General features: G+C 69.7%; 14 protein-coding genes and 2 pseudogenes. 8 read left to right on the top strand and 8 right to left on the bottom strand.

Translation table 11 applies throughout. The features are described 5' to 3' along the window. Nucleotides 1-22: 22 nt before the first annotated feature. Nucleotides 23-883, bottom strand: coding sequence for a helix-turn-helix transcriptional regulator (locus QFZ76_RS03895; protein ID WP_307672357.1), 861 nt, complete (start codon nucleotides 881-883; stop codon nucleotides 23-25). Between the two features lie 127 nt (nucleotides 884-1010). Here QFZ76_RS03895 and QFZ76_RS03890 point away from each other — a divergent pair, with 127 nt between their 5' ends. The 4 genes from QFZ76_RS03890 (at nucleotide 1011) to QFZ76_RS03875 (ending at nucleotide 4942) form a co-directional block, all read left to right on the top strand. Then, nucleotides 1011-2006 carry an aldo/keto reductase gene (locus QFZ76_RS03890; RefSeq protein ID WP_307672356.1) on the top strand — a complete coding sequence of 332 codons (996 nt, stop codon included), beginning with the start codon at nucleotides 1011-1013 and terminating at the stop codon, nucleotides 2004-2006. Nucleotides 2007-2331: 325 nt separating this feature from the next. Next, nucleotides 2332-2610: a polyprenyl synthetase gene (locus QFZ76_RS03885; RefSeq protein WP_307679923.1), complete on the top strand. Its 279-nt coding sequence runs from the start codon at nucleotides 2332-2334 to the stop codon at nucleotides 2608-2610. Beyond that, nucleotides 2603-3655, top strand: a complete 1053-nt coding sequence (locus QFZ76_RS03880; RefSeq protein WP_307672355.1) for a polyprenyl synthetase family protein — start codon at nucleotides 2603-2605, stop codon at nucleotides 3653-3655. The genes QFZ76_RS03885 and QFZ76_RS03880 overlap by 8 nt, the downstream gene beginning before the upstream one ends. Nucleotides 3656-3775: 120 nt before the next feature. Beyond that, on the top strand, nucleotides 3776-4942 hold the full coding sequence (locus QFZ76_RS03875; protein ID WP_307672354.1) for an oxygenase MpaB family protein: 1167 nt from the start codon (nucleotides 3776-3778) through the stop codon (nucleotides 4940-4942). Nucleotides 4943-4995: 53 nt separating this feature from the next. On the opposite strand, the gene QFZ76_RS03870 is transcribed toward QFZ76_RS03875, so the two are convergent. From QFZ76_RS03870 to QFZ76_RS03860, 3 genes are all read right to left on the bottom strand, one after another. Continuing rightward, nucleotides 4996-6072 (bottom strand): iron chelate uptake ABC transporter family permease subunit, encoded by a 1077-nt coding sequence (locus QFZ76_RS03870; protein WP_307672353.1) that lies wholly within the window; start codon nucleotides 6070-6072, stop codon nucleotides 4996-4998. Further along, on the bottom strand, nucleotides 6069-7073 hold the full coding sequence (locus QFZ76_RS03865; protein WP_307672352.1) for an iron ABC transporter permease: 1005 nt from the start codon (nucleotides 7071-7073) through the stop codon (nucleotides 6069-6071). The genes QFZ76_RS03870 and QFZ76_RS03865 overlap by 4 nt, the downstream gene beginning before the upstream one ends. A 132-nt stretch (nucleotides 7074-7205) precedes the next feature. Continuing rightward, a complete protein-coding gene (locus tag QFZ76_RS03860; RefSeq protein ID WP_307672351.1) occupies nucleotides 7206-8243 on the bottom strand; it encodes an ABC transporter substrate-binding protein in 1038 nt (345 codons plus the stop codon). 266 nt (nucleotides 8244-8509) lie between these two features. Between QFZ76_RS03860 and QFZ76_RS03855 the strand changes: the two genes are divergently transcribed. Continuing rightward, entirely contained in the window at nucleotides 8510-8854 is a 345-nt protein-coding gene (locus tag QFZ76_RS03855; protein WP_307672350.1) for a hypothetical protein, read from the top strand. A 375-nt stretch (nucleotides 8855-9229) separates the two neighbouring features. Beyond that, entirely contained in the window at nucleotides 9230-10480 is a 1251-nt protein-coding gene (locus tag QFZ76_RS03850; RefSeq protein WP_307672349.1) for an MFS transporter, read from the top strand. Here QFZ76_RS03850 and QFZ76_RS03845 read toward each other — a convergent pair. Continuing rightward, a complete protein-coding gene (locus QFZ76_RS03845) occupies nucleotides 10459-11055 on the bottom strand; it encodes a hypothetical protein (protein WP_307672348.1) in 597 nt (198 codons plus the stop codon). The two genes, QFZ76_RS03850 and QFZ76_RS03845, sit on opposite strands and share 22 nt — an antisense overlap. Nucleotides 11056-11196: 141 nt before the next feature. On the opposite strand from QFZ76_RS03845, the pseudogene QFZ76_RS03840 reads away from it, so the two are divergent. Next, nucleotides 11197-11940 (top strand): annotated as a pseudogene (locus QFZ76_RS03840) (FAD-dependent oxidoreductase); the annotation flags it as partial. Between the two features lie 207 nt (nucleotides 11941-12147). Here QFZ76_RS03840 and QFZ76_RS03835 read toward each other — a convergent pair. Next, nucleotides 12148-12708 carry a TetR/AcrR family transcriptional regulator gene (locus QFZ76_RS03835; RefSeq protein WP_307672347.1) on the bottom strand — a complete coding sequence of 187 codons (561 nt, stop codon included), beginning with the start codon at nucleotides 12706-12708 and terminating at the stop codon, nucleotides 12148-12150. Between the two features lie 95 nt (nucleotides 12709-12803). Between QFZ76_RS03835 and QFZ76_RS03830 the strand changes: the two genes are divergently transcribed. Beyond that, nucleotides 12804-13547: an SDR family oxidoreductase gene (locus tag QFZ76_RS03830; protein WP_307672346.1), complete on the top strand. Its 744-nt coding sequence runs from the start codon at nucleotides 12804-12806 to the stop codon at nucleotides 13545-13547. A gap of 152 nt (nucleotides 13548-13699) precedes the next feature. Here the strand turns inward: QFZ76_RS03830 and QFZ76_RS03825 are convergent. Beyond that, nucleotides 13700-14340: pseudogene (locus tag QFZ76_RS03825) on the bottom strand (ATP-binding protein). Beyond that, entirely contained in the window at nucleotides 14337-14654 is a 318-nt protein-coding gene (locus QFZ76_RS03820; protein ID WP_307672345.1) for a hypothetical protein, read from the bottom strand. Before QFZ76_RS03820 ends, QFZ76_RS03825 begins: the two are co-directional and overlap by 4 nt. Between the last annotated feature and the right edge of the window lie 139 nt (nucleotides 14655-14793).

The raw sequence follows: 14793 nt of genomic DNA, 5'->3' as shown, positions 1-14793 counted from the left end.
GGGTACCGCGTGGCCGGCCGCTTCACTGTGCGGGTGTGCCCGTTGCTCCGGTGGGGAATTCCTCGATGCCCACCACCCGCAGCAGCTCCAGCCGTTCGCGGGCCTCGGCGTCAGCGGGGGTGAGAACCAGCAGTTGCTGGCCCTGGTCGGGGGTGAGCAGGGTCTCGCAGTCCATCAGCACGCGGCCGACCCGTGGGTGCAGGACGGTTTTGCGGTCGACGCGTCGGACCGCCACCTCGTGCTCGGCCCAGAGCCGGCGGAAGTCGGGGCTCGCGGCCTGCAGCCGGTCGACGAGTCCGGCGACCGTGGAATCGCCGGTCCGGCGGCCGGCGGCCGCACGCAGGTCGGCCACGAGCTGGCGGGCGTGGCGTTCCTGCTCCTCGGGCGGGGAGACGGCCTGGACCGCAGGGTCGGTGAACCAGCGGTATGCGATGTAGCGGCGGTCGCCGGACAAGCCGGTGTGGTCGCCCATGAGCACGAGGGCCGCCCGGTTCTGGGCGAGGACCTCACCCAGGTCGGACAGCACCAGGGCTGGAGTGTCGCCGAGCAGGTCGAGCATGCGGATCAGGCCGGCGCGGGCCAGGCGAGCCACCCCGTCGGCCGGCGGGGGCCGATGCCCGGCCAAGTGGAACAGGTGGTCGCGCTCGTCGTCGGACAGACGCAGTGCCCGGGCCAGAGCCCCGAGCAGCTGGGGGGAGGGCTGACTGCTGCGGCCCTGTTCGAGGCGTACGACGTAGTCCACCGACATGCCGGCGAGCATGGCCACCTCCTCCCGGCGCAGGCCGGTGGTGCGCCGACGGGGGCCGTCGGCGAGCCCGACATCGACCGGGCGAATCGCCTGACGGCGGCGGCGCAGGAAGTCGGCGAGCTGCTCACGTTGCATGACCCGATGGTCCCTCGTGGCGGGCGGGCCGAGCCAGGGAGCGGCTCTCCCAGGATGAACGCTCCGCTCCCGCACGTCGCGGCCCCAACGCAAGGTGGGTGGCAGACCGACGACGAGGGAGAACACGATGCAGACACGAACCCTGGGCAGCACCGGCCCGGCCGTCTCCGCGCTGGGACTGGGCGCGATGGGCATGTCGGGCGCCTACGGCGCGGCCGACCGCGCGGAGAGTACCGCCACCGTGCACGCCGCACTTGAGGCCGGCGTCACGCTGATCGACACCGCCGACTTCTACGCCATGGGCCACAACGAGCTGCTGCTCGCCGAGGCGCTGCGCGGCCGGGACCGGGACAGCTACCGGCTGAGCGTCAAGTTCGGCATGCTGCGGGGCCCGGGGCACGAGTTCGGCGGGCAGGACGGCCGTCCCGAGGCGGTGAAGAACTTCCTGGCCTACTCGCTGACCCGGCTGGGCACCGACCACATCGACATCTACCGTCCCGCCCGCCTCGACCCGGCCATACCGATCGAGGAGACGGTGGGCGCGATCAAGGACATGATCGACGCCGGATATGTGCGCCACCTCGGCCTCTCGGAGGTCGACGCGGCGACCGTCCGCCGGGCGCACGCCGTGCACCCGGTCGCCGACCTGCAGATCGAGTACTCGCTGATCTCCCGCGCGGTGGAGGCGGACATTCTGCCCACACTGCGGGAGCTGGGCATCGGGTTGAGCGCGTACGGCGTCCTGGGCCGCGGCCTCATCTCCGGGCACTGGACGGCCGCCCGCAGCGCCGACCCCGGCGACAACCGCAGCCACAGTCCCCGATTCTCCGGCGCAAACGTCGAACACAACCTCGCCCTCGTCGAGGCACTGCGCCGGGTCGCCGAGGCCAAGGAGTGCACCGTCGCCCAGCTGGCCATCGCCTGGGTGGCTGCACAGGGCGACGACATCGTGCCGCTGGTCGGCGCCCGCACCCGCGAGCGGCTGGCGGAGGCGCTGCCCGCGACGGAGCTGAAACTCACCGCGGACGACCTCGCCGAGATCGAGAAGGCGGTGCCGCCGGGCGCGGCGCGCGGCGACCGATACCCGTCAGCCTTCATGTCCAGCCTCGGCGTGGGCAACTGAGCCCGCCTCCCCGGCGGGGCCGCAGTGGCGTGGGTTTCCGTCGGGAAGTTGGCACCCTGTGCAACGAATTGATCGGCGCCAGAACCTGATCAAGGTCTGCCGCGCAGCCGCGCAGCCGCGCAGGCTCTACTTCGTTTACGACGCGGAACCGCCGGCCGGTCGTCGGCGCGGACGGCCGCGAACCACTCCGGGGCAGGCGTCGTACATATCTGCGATGCGATCACCCGATGGTGAGTTCGTCCTCGCTCCCGGTCGGCGGGGCGCGACGCTGTGGGCGGTGGTGCGTGACCGGCGCCGCCTCGGCGATGAGTGGGCAGGGGACGGGATGACGCAAGAGGCCGGGTCTGACAGGGGTTCAGCCGAGCAGGCGGTGCTGTTGGCGGCGGGGCTTGTCGACCTGGCGGTGAGTTGCCTCGGCTCGGCCGTGGGCAGCGTGCGGGGGTTGCTGAGCCGCTCGGACGCGGCGGAGTTGGCGGCTGACGCGCAGCGGGATCTCACGGTGCGCGGGCGACTGGCTGTGGACCGGTACGCGGTGGTGCCGCCGGCCCATCTGGAGGTCCTCGCCCAGAGCGTCCTGGCCCGGCGGGCTGCCGACGGTGGCTGACCGGGACGAGGCGGCCGTGTTCAAGTTACGCGTCGACAAGGTGCTGAGCCGGTTCGTGGTGCAGGAGTCGGACCAACTGCTCGCCATCGATGCGGACTTGGGCCCGGTGGCCGACCAGGTCGAGGCCGCCGTGTCGGACGGAAAGCGGCTGAGGGCGGCGTTCTGCTACTGGGGCTGGCGGGCGGCGGGCCAGCCTGACAGCGACGCGCTGGTGCGGGCGGCAGCGTCCATGGAGCTGGTCCACGCCGCCGCGGTCGTACACGACGACATCATCGACGACAGCGCAGTGCGGCACGGCCGGCCCACCACGCACGTTGCCCTTGAAGCCGCGCTACGTGGTCGTCCACGTGCCACGGCGACAGCCCGGGCACTGGCGATGCTGGTGGGGGACTGGCTCATGTCGCTGGCCGGGCAGCTGTTCGCCACCAGCGGCTTGCCCGCGGCCTACCTGGCCCGGGCCCGCCCCCTGTGGGCGGCCCTGGCCCGGGAGCTGGTCGCGGGCGAGTGCCTGGAACTCCTGCACACCGGTGGCGAACCGGACACGGCGCAGTCGTTGAAGGTGATCCGCTACAAGACCGCGAAGTACACCGTCGAGCAGCCATTGCTGATCGGAGGCGTGCTGGCCGGCGCCGGGCATCAGCTGAGAGAGGGCTACTCCCGCTACGGGCTGCCGCTGGGCGAGGCCTTCCAGTTGCGCGACGACCTGCTCGGTCTGTTCGGGGATCCGGCCCTCACCGGCAAGGCCAACACGGACGACCTGCACGCTCACCGGCCCACCGCCCTGCTGGCGGAGACCTGGAGGCTGGCCGACGAGACCGACCGACAGCGCCTGCGCGCGCTGCTCGGCCGACGGGAGGTGGGCACGCCCGGCCTGGAGGCGGTGCGCGAGGTGATGAGCCGGCTCAATGCACCCGACCGCATCGAACAGATGATCACCGCCCGGGTCGAGGAAGCAACCCGCTCTCTGCACGACCTGGACATCCCCGCACCCGCCTCACGAGCCCTCACCGGCCTGGCGCATGCGGCCGCGGTCCGCCGGCACTGAATTCCGGTGCCACTGAATTCCGGTGCCACTGAATTCCCATGGCGCTGAACGCCGGTGGCCGGCGCCACGCCTCGTCCCTGTCCGGCCCCGCCTGTTCCGACTGGAGACAACAAGCCCGTGATGACGTACACCCAGGCGTCGATGGACGCCTTGCGCAACAGCGGTGACGAACTCGCCGACGCCACGGTGGCCACCCTCTTCGAACGCGGGGAGGTGGGCACGTTCAACACCCTGATGCGCTACGTGTCGACCGCCGGCGCACCACTGCCCGACGGTCTTCCCGAGGTGGCGCGGGAGTACCTGCACGCCACCGCCGCACCACCGGCGTGGGTCGACTGGGCCGAGATGGAGAAGGCCAGGCTGTTCTTCATCGACAACAACGTGCACATCTCCACCGCGCTGTCCTTCGCCTCCATGCCCGCCTGCTACGTCATCCCGCACGTGGCGAAGCTGCTGGCGACGACGCACTCGCTGGAGTACCCCTCCAAGCGGATGGCGGAGACCGGGCAGTTCACCGTCTACCTCATGCAGCCCGGGGCGTTCGAGGCGGGCAGCAGCTTCATCCCCGCCGCCCAGAAGGTCCGTCTGCTGCACGCGTCCATCCGCCACCACCTCAAGAAGGACAACCGCTGGGACACCGACGGTCTGGGGGTGCCGATCTGCCAGGAAGACATGATGGGCGGCCAGATGCTCTTCTCGCTGCTGGTGCTGGACTCCCTGCACCGGCTGAACATCCACATGAGCATCGAGGGCGCGGAGGCGTACCTGTACGCCTGGCGGGTGGTCGGTGCGATGCTCGGCGTCGACCAGAGCCAAGTGCCCAAGGACATGGAGTCCGCCCGCCAGTTCCTCGACCTGTACATGGTCCGCCACATGGGGCCGAGCGAGGACGGCGCACATCTCACCCGGCAGCTGATCGATCTGTACGAGGAAGTCGTCCCCGGCACCTTCTTCGACCCGGTCGTCTCCGCCCTGATCCGTCATCTCGTCGGCGACACCTGCGCCGACTGGCTGGACGTCCCGCGCACCGCCTGGGACACCGTCGTCAAAGCCGTACCCCACCTGCTCGGCGTCCTGGAGACCATCGAAGACCGCTCCCCGCTCGGCGCCTGGGCCCTGGACCGCCTCGGTCACCTGACCACGATCCTCGAACTGTCCTCGCTCACCCGGGGCCGCGTCATGCACTACGCGATTCCGGAGCAACTGAAGAAGGACTACGGCGTCTCCTCCACCATGCCCCGCACCCACCGCTGGACCCCGCCCGCCCCCGCAGCCGATCCGCTCTGACCGCCGACCTGACACCCATGGCGACGGCCGTACCGGAAGGAGACGGGACAGGCTCAGGCAGTGGCCCCGCCGCGGCTCCGCGTGCGGGCGATCAGCCACATGAGATACGGCGCGCCGACCGCCGCGGTCAGCACGCCGACCGGCAGTTCGGTGGGGGAGAACACGCGCCGGGCCAGCAGATCCGCCGTGGTCACGATCAGGGCACCCGTCAACGCCGAGCAGAGCAGAGGGATCTGCGCGGTGCGGGTGAGGCGACGGGCAATCTGGGGCGCCAGCAGGGCGACGAAGTCGACGGGCCCGGCCGCCCCCGTCGCCACCGACGCCAGCACCACGCCGAGGGCGGTCAGACCCAGCCGTACGCGATCCAGCGGGACACCCAAGGCGGTGGCGGTGTCGTCGTCCAGGGACACCGCCCGCTGGGCCCGGGCGGCCCACAGCAGCGGCGGTAGCAGGACGAGCAGGGTCAGGGCGAGGGGCGTCGCCTGGTCGTAACCGCGTCCGTTGAGGGAGCCGGTGAGCCACACCTTGGCCTGCTGGGCCACCAGATAGTCGCCCTTGGTCAGGAACAGCCGGGTCAGCGAGCCCAGCGCGATCGAGACACCGATCCCGACGAGGACGAACCGCGTGGCGTGCAGGCCCTTGCGCCAGGCGAAGGCATAGACGAGCACGGCGGCGGACAGCCCGCCGACGATCGCGACGTACGGCAGCGTGGTGGGGGACGTGACGCCGAAGGTCATCGCGGTCACGGTCGCCGCGCCCGCGCCGTGCGTGACGCCGATGACGTCCGGACTGGCCAGGGAGTTGCGGGCGACCGTCTGGACCAGCGCGCCCGCGATCCCGAAGGCGGCGCCGACCAGCAGACCCGTCACCAGGCGGGGCAGCCGCAGCGTGCCGACGACCAGCTCGTCGGGGCTCGGCTTCCCGAGCAGTACGCGGACGACCTCGGTGGGGGAGACGAAGGATTCGCCGATGCACAGCGAGGCGACGACGGTCACCGCCAGCGCGACCGTGAGGACGGCGGCGATCACGACGGCCCTGCGGTGCAGCAAGAAGCTGTTGTCGCGCACGCGGACGACGGAGTAGCCGACGGGGCGGGCCGTCGCCGTGCCGGTCCGGTCGAGTTGCGTCATGCCGCCACCGTCGCCTTCCGCCGTACGAGCGCGACCAGGAACGGCACGCCCAACAAGGCCGTCATCACGGCCACCGGGACCTCCGAGGGCGGGAAGAGGACACGCCCGAGCACGTCCGAGACCAGGATCACCGAGGGACCCAGTACGGCGGCCATGGGCAGGACCCAGCGATGGCCTGAGCCCACCAGAGCGCGGGCGATGTGCGGCACGGCGAGCCCGACGAAGGCGATGGGACCGGCCGCGGCCACCGCAGCCCCGGTCAGCACGGTCGCGGCGAGGGCCCCCAGGATCCGCACCCGAAGGACGTGGTGGCCGAGTCCCCTGGCCACGTCGTCGCCCAGGGCGAGCGCGTCCAGGCCGGGGACCGTGATGGCGACCAGCAGCAGTCCCGCGAGCAGGAACGGCCACGTCTGCGCCACGACAGAGCCGTCCCGTCCGCTGATCGAGCCGACGTCCCAGAAGCGGAACTCGTCCAGGACCTGGGCATCGGTGGTGACGATTCCGGACACCACGGAGGCGAGGAAGGCGTTCATCGCGGCACCGGCGAGGGCCAGTTTCACCGGGGAGGCGCCGCCGCGGCCCCCGCTGGCGACGGCGTACGCGGCCACCGCCGCGAGCCCGGCGCCGACGAAGGCGAACCAGACGTATCCGTTGAGCGTGTGCACCCCGAAGAACGCGATCGCGCAGACCACGCCGAGCGAGGCGCCCTGGCTGACGCCGAGGACGCCGGGCTCGGCGATCGGATTGCGGGTGAGGCCCTGCATGACCACGCCGGCGACCGCCAGGGCGAGGCCGACCATCGCGCCGATGAGCGTGCGGGGCACCCGAAGGGCCCGCACGACCTGCGCGTTGTCGCCGGTCCCGCCGTGCAGCAGCGCGTCGAACACCTCGGAGGGGGCGATCTGGCGGCTGCCGACCGCGAGACTGAGCAGGACGGCGAGAAGCAGCAGGAGCACGCCCGCGACCAGCCGGACGACCGGGCGCCGGGTGGCACGGGACATGCGCTACCTCTTCATGTGATGCATGTGATTCACGTCTGATGCAGGTGGTTCACGTCGTTGAGGTGGTTCAGTGGTTCACGCGGACGGACGGACGGACTGACGACCGAACGCCGGGGCCGGAGCCCCGGTCGTCTACTTGGTCAGGTACTTGTCCAGGTCCGCGACGACCCGCTCGGCCGCGGTGACACCGAGTCCGAGGTACCAGGTCTCGTCCGGTACGTCATAGGCGTGCCCGGCCTTGACCGCCTTGAGGTTCTTCCACAACGGGTTGCCCTGCGCACGGGACTTGTCCGTGGCCTTCGCGTCGCCGTAGACGCCGGTGAAGATGTAGTCGGCGTCGGCCTGATCGATGTTCTCGGCGCTGACCTCGGCGGCCAGGTCCTCGATGTCCTGGTTCTTCGGGCGGGGGATGCCGGCGTCCTTGAGGATGGTGCCGATGAAGGAGGCGTTCGCGTAGAGGCGGATCAGGCCGTCGGGCAGGTAACGCACCATCGAGACGGTCGGCTTGTCGGTGCCGAGTTCGGTGCCGAGTGCCTTGACCTTGGTGTCGTACGCGGCGAGCTTCGCCTTGGCCTCTGCCGTCTTGTCGAGGGCCGACGCGTTGAGGAGGTAGTTCTCCTTCCACGTGAAGCCGGGCCGGATGGAGAAGACGGTCGGGGCGATCTTCGACAACTCGTCGTACTTGTCCGCGGCGCGCAGCTGGCTGCCGAGGATGAGGTCCGGCTGGAGACCGGCGATCGCTTCGAGGTTGAGGTTGTTGATGGTGCCGATGTTCTTCGGCGTGCCGGCGTCCTTCTTCAGGTACGACGGCAGCTCGGGGGAGCCCTCGGTGGGGGCGAGTCCGACCGGCTCGATGCCCAGCGACACCACGTTGTCCAGCTCGCCGACGTCCAGGACGACCACGCGCTTGGGCTGGGCCTCGATCACGGTCTTGCCCATCGAGTGCCGGACGGTGCGCGGCCACTCGCCAGGCTTGGCGTCGGTGCCCATCGCCGCGGTCTTCTGTGCGGCGGACCCGAAGTCCTCACCGCCCTGCGCCACGGCCTTCTTGTCACCGCCTCCGGATCCCGTGTCCTTGCCGTCGTCGGCGGAACCGCCACACGCCCCGAGGATCAGCGCCGCGGCGACGGCGAAAGCGAGGGCGGACGGGCCGCGACGCCGAGGGAACATGCCAGAACTCCTTTGTGACACCACTTGTTGGCCATTAGGCCAGGCTCACCTTATCTGGGGGCTCGCCATGCTCGACAAGCGGTCCTGTGTGGTTCCTGTCACCGTCACACGCCTGTTCCTCGCCGTCCGCTGCCTGCCCCGCGACGCGCGACCCCTGGGCCGACGGAGTGCACGACAGCAGCCCGCCGACCGACGCTGCCGACAGACTGCCTGACGTCGCACCGCTAGCCTGGTTCCGAACGACTCGGACGGAGGCGCGGGCGCAGATGAGCGAGACCGATCCGCACATACACGTGGAGCAGAAGGTGGCGCAGGCCGGTGCCGCCGTCCGCAACGTGATTGCGTCGACGTTGGGCCGCGCAACCGACGCCCCGAGCGTCGTCACCACCGGTTGCGGACGCCAGGTGGCCTATGTGATGACCTCTCCCCGCCCGGACAGCGTCACTTGCCTGGCCTGCCGGGAACACGCCCACCGGGAGCACCTGCGCTGCGCCGACCAGATCGAGCGATTGAGCCTGCCCGGCATGAACATCACCAGCGACCAGGCGGCGAAGGTCGCGGAATGGCACCGGGACCTCGCGAGGAGGTTCTCCGGACAAGAGGGCACCTGATCTACGTAGTTGATGTTCTCGGGGCTGTGTCCGGTCGCCGGGGACTGACCGCTGCCTCGGACCGGGGTCTCGCCTTCTCGTACGGGCCGCCCGCGACCGGTGGTCGTCCGCCGGAGTGACCGACGACCGCAAGACCCGGTCCTGCCCGCGACTGGGCCGGGAGTTCGCCTTTGGGCTGCCCGCCGGCGGGCACGACGTGCGCTTGTACGCCCTTGGCATCGGCGCCGCCCGAGGCTCACAGCTCCAGCCCGGACAGCCATGGCCCTGCGCCGCATTGCCGCCAGGACGGATGGCTGTCGGCCGACTTCTTCTACCGGTGCTCGGCTCGGTGTACTCCTGCATTAGGGTGCTCGCTGGCCGAGCACAAGGAACATCATGAGAACCGCTGCTGACTCGCCGTCAAGGATCAGCACACCGTTGAAAATCCCGGCCTTCCGGCGGTTCGTGTCGGCCAATCTCATCTCGACCGCCGGGTCCGCGATGGCCCCTCTGGCACTGGCCTACTCCGTCATCGAGCAGGGCGGGGGAGCGGGATCCCTCGGTCTCGTGCTGGCCATGAACACCGTCCCGACGATCGTGTTCCTCCTCGCAGGCGGCCTCTTCGCAGACCGCCTGTCCCGCAGCAAGATCCTCTTCTTCGGCAACCTGCTGGCGGCGGGCGCGCAGGGTGCGCTGGCGGTCACCGTGGCCACCGGTCACGCGACGACGGCGTCGATCGCCGTATGCGGCTTCGTCTCGGGAACCGCGGTGTCCTTTATCGTGCCTGCCACACAAGGTGCCGTCGCTCAGATCGTTCCCGCCGAGTACCTGCAACAGGCCAACGCGCTGCTCCGGTTGCCGAGCAACGTGGTCAAGGTGCTGGGCCCGGTCGTCGGCGGATTTGTCGTCGCCGCAAGTGGTGCGGCGTGGGCCCTGGCCTGGGACGCGTTCACCTTCACCGCCGCGGCCTTCCTGCTTCTCGGCCTGTGCCTCGACGCCCCGCTCACCACCAGCGGCGTTCTCGCCGATCTGCGGGCCGGATGGACCGGCTTCTGGTCGCGTACCTGGCTGTGGACCTATACGGCTGCCGGGACCGTACTCGTTGCCGCGTGGCTGGCCGGCTTCCAACTCCTCGGCCCTCTCGTCGCGGCGCGACAGTATGCCGGGGCACGCGACTGGGGCCTGGTCCAGGCGGCCTTCGCATGCGGTCTGCTGGCCGGGACACTCGTGTGTCTGCGCTGGAAGCCGTACCGCCTGCTCACCGTCGCAGTCGCGGCGAGCGGTGCTCTCGCGCTTCCCCTGGCCGCCATGGGACGGGGCCTGCCGCTGCTTGTCGTCCTGTTGACCGCCCTTGTCGCGGGGATCGGGCTCGACATCGCGATCGTCGCCTGGACCACCGCGTTCCAACAGCACGTTTCCCACGCCGAACAAGGCCGCATGAGTGCCTTCAACGGAGTCGGGGAGCGCCTCGCCATCCCCCTCGGTTACCTCATTACGGCCCTTGCAGCCCACTCGTGGGACAGCCAGAGCGTGCTGTTGGCATGCGCCGGCATGATCGCTGCCGCTGCCGTCGTCAATCTCTGCGTGCCGGACGTGTACCGCGTCAACCGTCTGACGGGAAACGATCAGTCCAGGATCACGAAGTGACCATCACAGGCAGGGGTGGCGGGGCGGCCATCACCGCACAGGGGTAACCACAGCGGTGGCCTGGCAATGCCGATGCCCGTCAGTGGCGCCATGATTCGATCCGCGACGAACTCACCCCGACGAACGTGACAGTCTCCTCGAGCGGCGCCCGACTCGTACGCGCGTGATCCATCGTGACGTCCTCGAACCCGATCGACATGCCGCAGAAGAGGGTGAGCTCGTCCGGGGGCGACCTCCGCGACGGTCTTGCGACACACCGACCACGCCGTCTGCGCGCAATTGTGCAGCCCTTCGGCGCGCAGCAGCAGCATGACGGTCTGCAGATACATGCCGACGTCGGACCATTGGGCCGGGCCCAAGGAGCGGTCGATGCAGCAGAAGAGGGCGGCGGTCGCGCCGAAGCACTCACAGTTGGCGGCAGCGGCCCGCAGGCGCGCCTCCCAGTCCTCGCACGTTGTCCCGAGTGCGCCGTAGCGCTGCTCGCCGAAGGCAGAACGGCGTTTCTTGTACGGGTATTTCAGCGCGGGCGGGTACATCTCGCACTCCAGCTCGTCCCAGGGATCGCCGGCAGTCACGCGCCCGGGCGGCGCCCTTCTTGAGCTTGACCAGCGGGCCGCCGGTCGTGACCGCCTCAACTCTCCTTGCACACCACAGGCCAGATGCAGCTCCGTCGGCGCCGCACCGCATGACACACCGGCCGACTCTGTTCTGTCTACCTAGCCATCCGTGACCGACTTCTTACTGCGTTCGACCAGGCGGCGTCGATGCCGCCCGGCGCCGAGCGGCAGAGGCTGCCCACGGTCACGTTCGTGGGCGGCGGGTTCTCCGGTGTCGAGGGCTTCGGCGAACTGCTGTCGCTGGCCACCGCGATGCTCACTGCCTATCCCGAACTGAGCTTCGACGACCTGTCCTTCCACCTGGTGGAGGCTCGGGACCGGATTCTGCCCGAGGTGACCGGCAAACCCGGAGCCTGGGTGGTGCGCTCCCTGGAACGCCGTGGTGCGCACGTGCACCTGAACACCCAGCTCATCTCCGCCGAGGGCGGGCACGTCGTACTCTCCAGAAAGCCTTCGTCGATGCGGCCTGCGGCAGTGTTGGTGTGCGACGGCCGAACTCCGGCGGAGTCAGACGAGTTCGAGTCCTCCGTCGGCCGTCAGCACCTGTCCGATCGCAGAGCAGGCCGTTGGGATGCGCTCGCGCTCGTAGGCGTACATCTCGTCGATGGTGTGATCGGGAAGGCCTGGCGCGGCCAGGACATCCGTCTTGGTGGCCGCGTAGCCCGTCCCACCGGCCATGGGGGGTGGCCGTACGTTCTGGACACGTTGACTCCAGGCCCTGCCGACGACCGTTTCCGCGGCGCCCACCGCGCAGGTGTCGAGCGGCAGGATCTCGATGCCTGTGTGCGCGAGCAGTCCGCTCCAGAGCGTTTCGGCGCCCCCGCCGAGTACCCGGGCTCCTGACTCGGCCAGGGCGACGGCTGTGGCATGAACCACGCCAGCGTGTGACACAGTCGTTCCGAGTGTGCCGTGAACGCCGGAAGTCCGTCTCCCCGCTGGCTTCGTAGGTGGGTGAGAACTGACATCGCTCGGTGGCGGAGTCGATGTCTCTCCGCTGCTATTTGGTGATGTTTGGGGTGCTGTTCAGGATGTCCTCGGTGTTCTGCTGCCTCACCGGTCCGCGTCCTGTCGGCGAAGGCCGTCGAGGACGACGTTCATCAGAGGCCGCGCCGTTGATTCCCATTCATCCCGGTCCAGTCGGCCGAGGTAGGCGATGAGCAGGAGGACCCCGTGGGCGTCCACGTCCGCGCGGATGGAACCGGCTGCTTTCCCGGCGTCCAGCAGGTGACCGAGGGCGTTTTCGATGGGGTTCTGGCTGTGGGCGACAAGGTCTTGCCATGCAGCCGGCTCGAGCGCTGCCAGGACGCCGTACTTGATCTCGGCGTAGTCGATCACTCGGTCGAGCCAGTGACGCAAGGCTTCCACGGGCTCGTGTTCCGCCAGCAGAGCGGAGGCGGCGGTCACGAGTTCTTCGACGTCGCGCTGGTACACCTCGGCGAGGAGCGCTTCGCGGTTGGGAAAGTTCCGGTAGAGCGTTCCCTGTCCTACGCCGGCGCGCTTGGCGATCTCGTTGAGGTGGACGTGGTTGGACTCGGCGAGGGCCGCGCGGGCGGCTTCGACGATGCGGGTTCGGTTCTGCACCGCGTCCGGACGGCGTGCTGGCGCGCTCATAGGCATCTCCTGATGTTCCGCCTCTCACAAGTGGACACGTGTCCGGTAGGGTGAACCAAGCAGCGGACACGTGTCCACTTTACTTGGAGGTAGTAGTGCTTTCTCTGCACGGCAAGATCGTCGCTATCACCGGAGCGAGCGGCGGCATCGGCGAAGCCACGGCCCGCCTGCTCGCCGGCCGCGGCGCCGCAGTCGTCCTCGCAGCGCGCCGCAGCGAGCGCATCGACGCCATAGCGCAGGACATCCGGGAGGAGGGGGGCCGTGCTGCCACGTGCGTCGTCGACGTCACCAAGGCCCAAGACCTGCAGCGCCTGGTGTCCACCACCATCGACCAGTGCGGCCGTATCGATGTACTGGTGAACAACGCCGGCATCGCCCCGATCAGTCCGCTGGCCGACCTCGACACCGAAGGCTGGTCGGCCATGATCGATGTCAACCTTCGCGGCATGCTCAACGGCGTCGCCGCCGTGCTGCCCGTCTTCCGCGAGCAAGGGTCGGGCCACCTGGTCAGCATCGTCTCCGTGGCCGGCCTGCACGGCGCGTCCCCCTCGATGGCTGTCTACGCCGCGACCAAGAACGCAGTGCGCACCGTCCACGAGGGGCTGCGCGCGGAGTCCACCGACGGGGTGGTGCGCACGACAGCCATCTCGCCGGGATACGTCCGCACCGATCTCGCCGACTCCATGGCAGATCCGCAAATCCGCGAGCAGACGCGCAAGAACATGGACGCGATGGGCATCCCTCCGGCGGCAGTCGCCCGCGCGGTGGCCTTCGCCATCGAGCAACCCGGCGACGTCGAGATCGGCGAGATCAATGTTCGCCCCACCGTCCAGGCGTGACACTTGCGGTCACCGGTCAAGTGAGACGGCCGCCAGTCGCTTACGCAACGCCACTGTCTGGCCCGACATGCCGACGAGCAGAACACAACTCCGGGCCTGGCTCCCGGCCTCAACGGGAGCGATGACTCCTGGTGAAGTGAATCCCAGAGCGGTCAGCCTGCCTTGCCGTCCTGGGCAGCTGCCCGGGCTTGGGTGATGGCGAGGCGGTAGGAGTCGGTGCCTGTCTGGATCAAGTTGCCGCCGAAGGTGAGCCGGTCGACGATGGCCGCGCAGAGCCGGGGATCGGTGAAGGTCTTGGTCAGCACCTTCTCGTCCGCGGCCTGGACCAGTTCGTTGACGAGTTTGGTGGCGAGCTTGTAGAGGACGCGGTAGCCGGCCATCGCGGCTTCGGTGCCCAGCGCGATCAGCAGGTGCGACTTGCCGGTGCCCGAGTCGCCGATCAGGCAGAGCGGCAGGCCCTTCCTGACCCACTCGCACGTCACCAGGGTGTGGATGACCGCCGGGTCCACGCTGGGGTTGGCGTCGAGGTCGAAGGCCCGCAGTGGTTTCTCACGGGGGAAGGCGGCGGCCTTGATCCGTCGTTCCGAACGGCGGCGAGCCCGGTCGTCTCACTCGGCCATCTCAGCAGTTCGGCGAGGAACCCGCGATACGACATGTGGTCACGGGCGGCTGCTTCGGCCAGCTCGGGGAACTGGGCTCGGATGGTGGGCAGCCGCAGCATGCGGAATGCCTGGTCGACCGCGATATCGGCGGCCTGTTCGGTCAGCCCGCGGTGGCGTTTGAACGTCGTCATGGCCTGTCTCCCTCGGCGGCAAAACGGTTCGGCCGCTGCCTGGGTCGCAGCAGCTGGTCGTAAGCTGCGACCGACGGCAGCGGCCGGTTATCGGGCGGCAGATGGGCCAGCCGCCGCTCGGTCAGGAACGTCACACTCGCCCGGTCCGGCTCCGGTTCAGTCGTGGGGGGCGGTGCCTCGTCGGCTTCGGCGGCCTTGCGTGCCTCCAGGGCTACCGCGTCCGCGGTCAATGCGCCGGCCCGCAGAGCGGCGGCGAGCCCGGTCACCAGGTACTCGTGGTGCAGATGCCGGCCCAGCAGCAGGATCCAGAGCACGGGTGCCGTCCCGGTCACTGTGGGCCTTGCAGGCGGCCGTCCACCACGCGTCGTGGACGGGGGTGAACTTGCCTGCGGAGCGGGCCCGTTCCAGCGCGGTCGCGCCGGGGAAAGCCCCGGGCTTGCGAACCAGAGCCGC

This window comes from Streptomyces sp. V4I2, from assembly GCF_030817655.1.
Taxonomy (GTDB): domain Bacteria; phylum Actinomycetota; class Actinomycetes; order Streptomycetales; family Streptomycetaceae; genus Streptomyces; species Streptomyces plumbiresistens.
Note: the sequence above shows the minus strand (reverse complement) of the source record. Positions and strands in the feature narration are given on the sequence as shown.

What these genes read in the sequence shown, in the direction of transcription:
- QFZ76_RS03860 (WP_307672351.1), bottom strand. Translation starts at nt 8,243, where the DNA reads ATGTTCCCTCGGCGTCGCGGCCCGTCCGCCCTCGCTTTCGCCGTCGCC.
- QFZ76_RS03865 (WP_307672352.1), bottom strand. Translation starts at nt 7,073, where the DNA reads ATGTCCCGTGCCACCCGGCGCCCGGTCGTCCGGCTGGTCGCGGGCGTG.
- QFZ76_RS03855 (WP_307672350.1), top strand. Translation starts at nt 8,510, where the DNA reads ATGAGCGAGACCGATCCGCACATACACGTGGAGCAGAAGGTGGCGCAG.
- QFZ76_RS03850 (WP_307672349.1), top strand. Translation starts at nt 9,230, where the DNA reads ATGAGAACCGCTGCTGACTCGCCGTCAAGGATCAGCACACCGTTGAAA.
- QFZ76_RS03885 (WP_307679923.1), top strand. Translation starts at nt 2,332, where the DNA reads ATGACGCAAGAGGCCGGGTCTGACAGGGGTTCAGCCGAGCAGGCGGTG.
- QFZ76_RS03835 (WP_307672347.1), bottom strand. Translation starts at nt 12,708, where the DNA reads ATGAGCGCGCCAGCACGCCGTCCGGACGCGGTGCAGAACCGAACCCGC.
- QFZ76_RS03890 (WP_307672356.1), top strand. Translation starts at nt 1,011, where the DNA reads ATGCAGACACGAACCCTGGGCAGCACCGGCCCGGCCGTCTCCGCGCTG.
- QFZ76_RS03870 (WP_307672353.1), bottom strand. Translation starts at nt 6,072, where the DNA reads ATGACGCAACTCGACCGGACCGGCACGGCGACGGCCCGCCCCGTCGGC.
- QFZ76_RS03875 (WP_307672354.1), top strand. Translation starts at nt 3,776, where the DNA reads ATGACGTACACCCAGGCGTCGATGGACGCCTTGCGCAACAGCGGTGAC.
- QFZ76_RS03895 (WP_307672357.1), bottom strand. Translation starts at nt 883, where the DNA reads ATGCAACGTGAGCAGCTCGCCGACTTCCTGCGCCGCCGCCGTCAGGCG.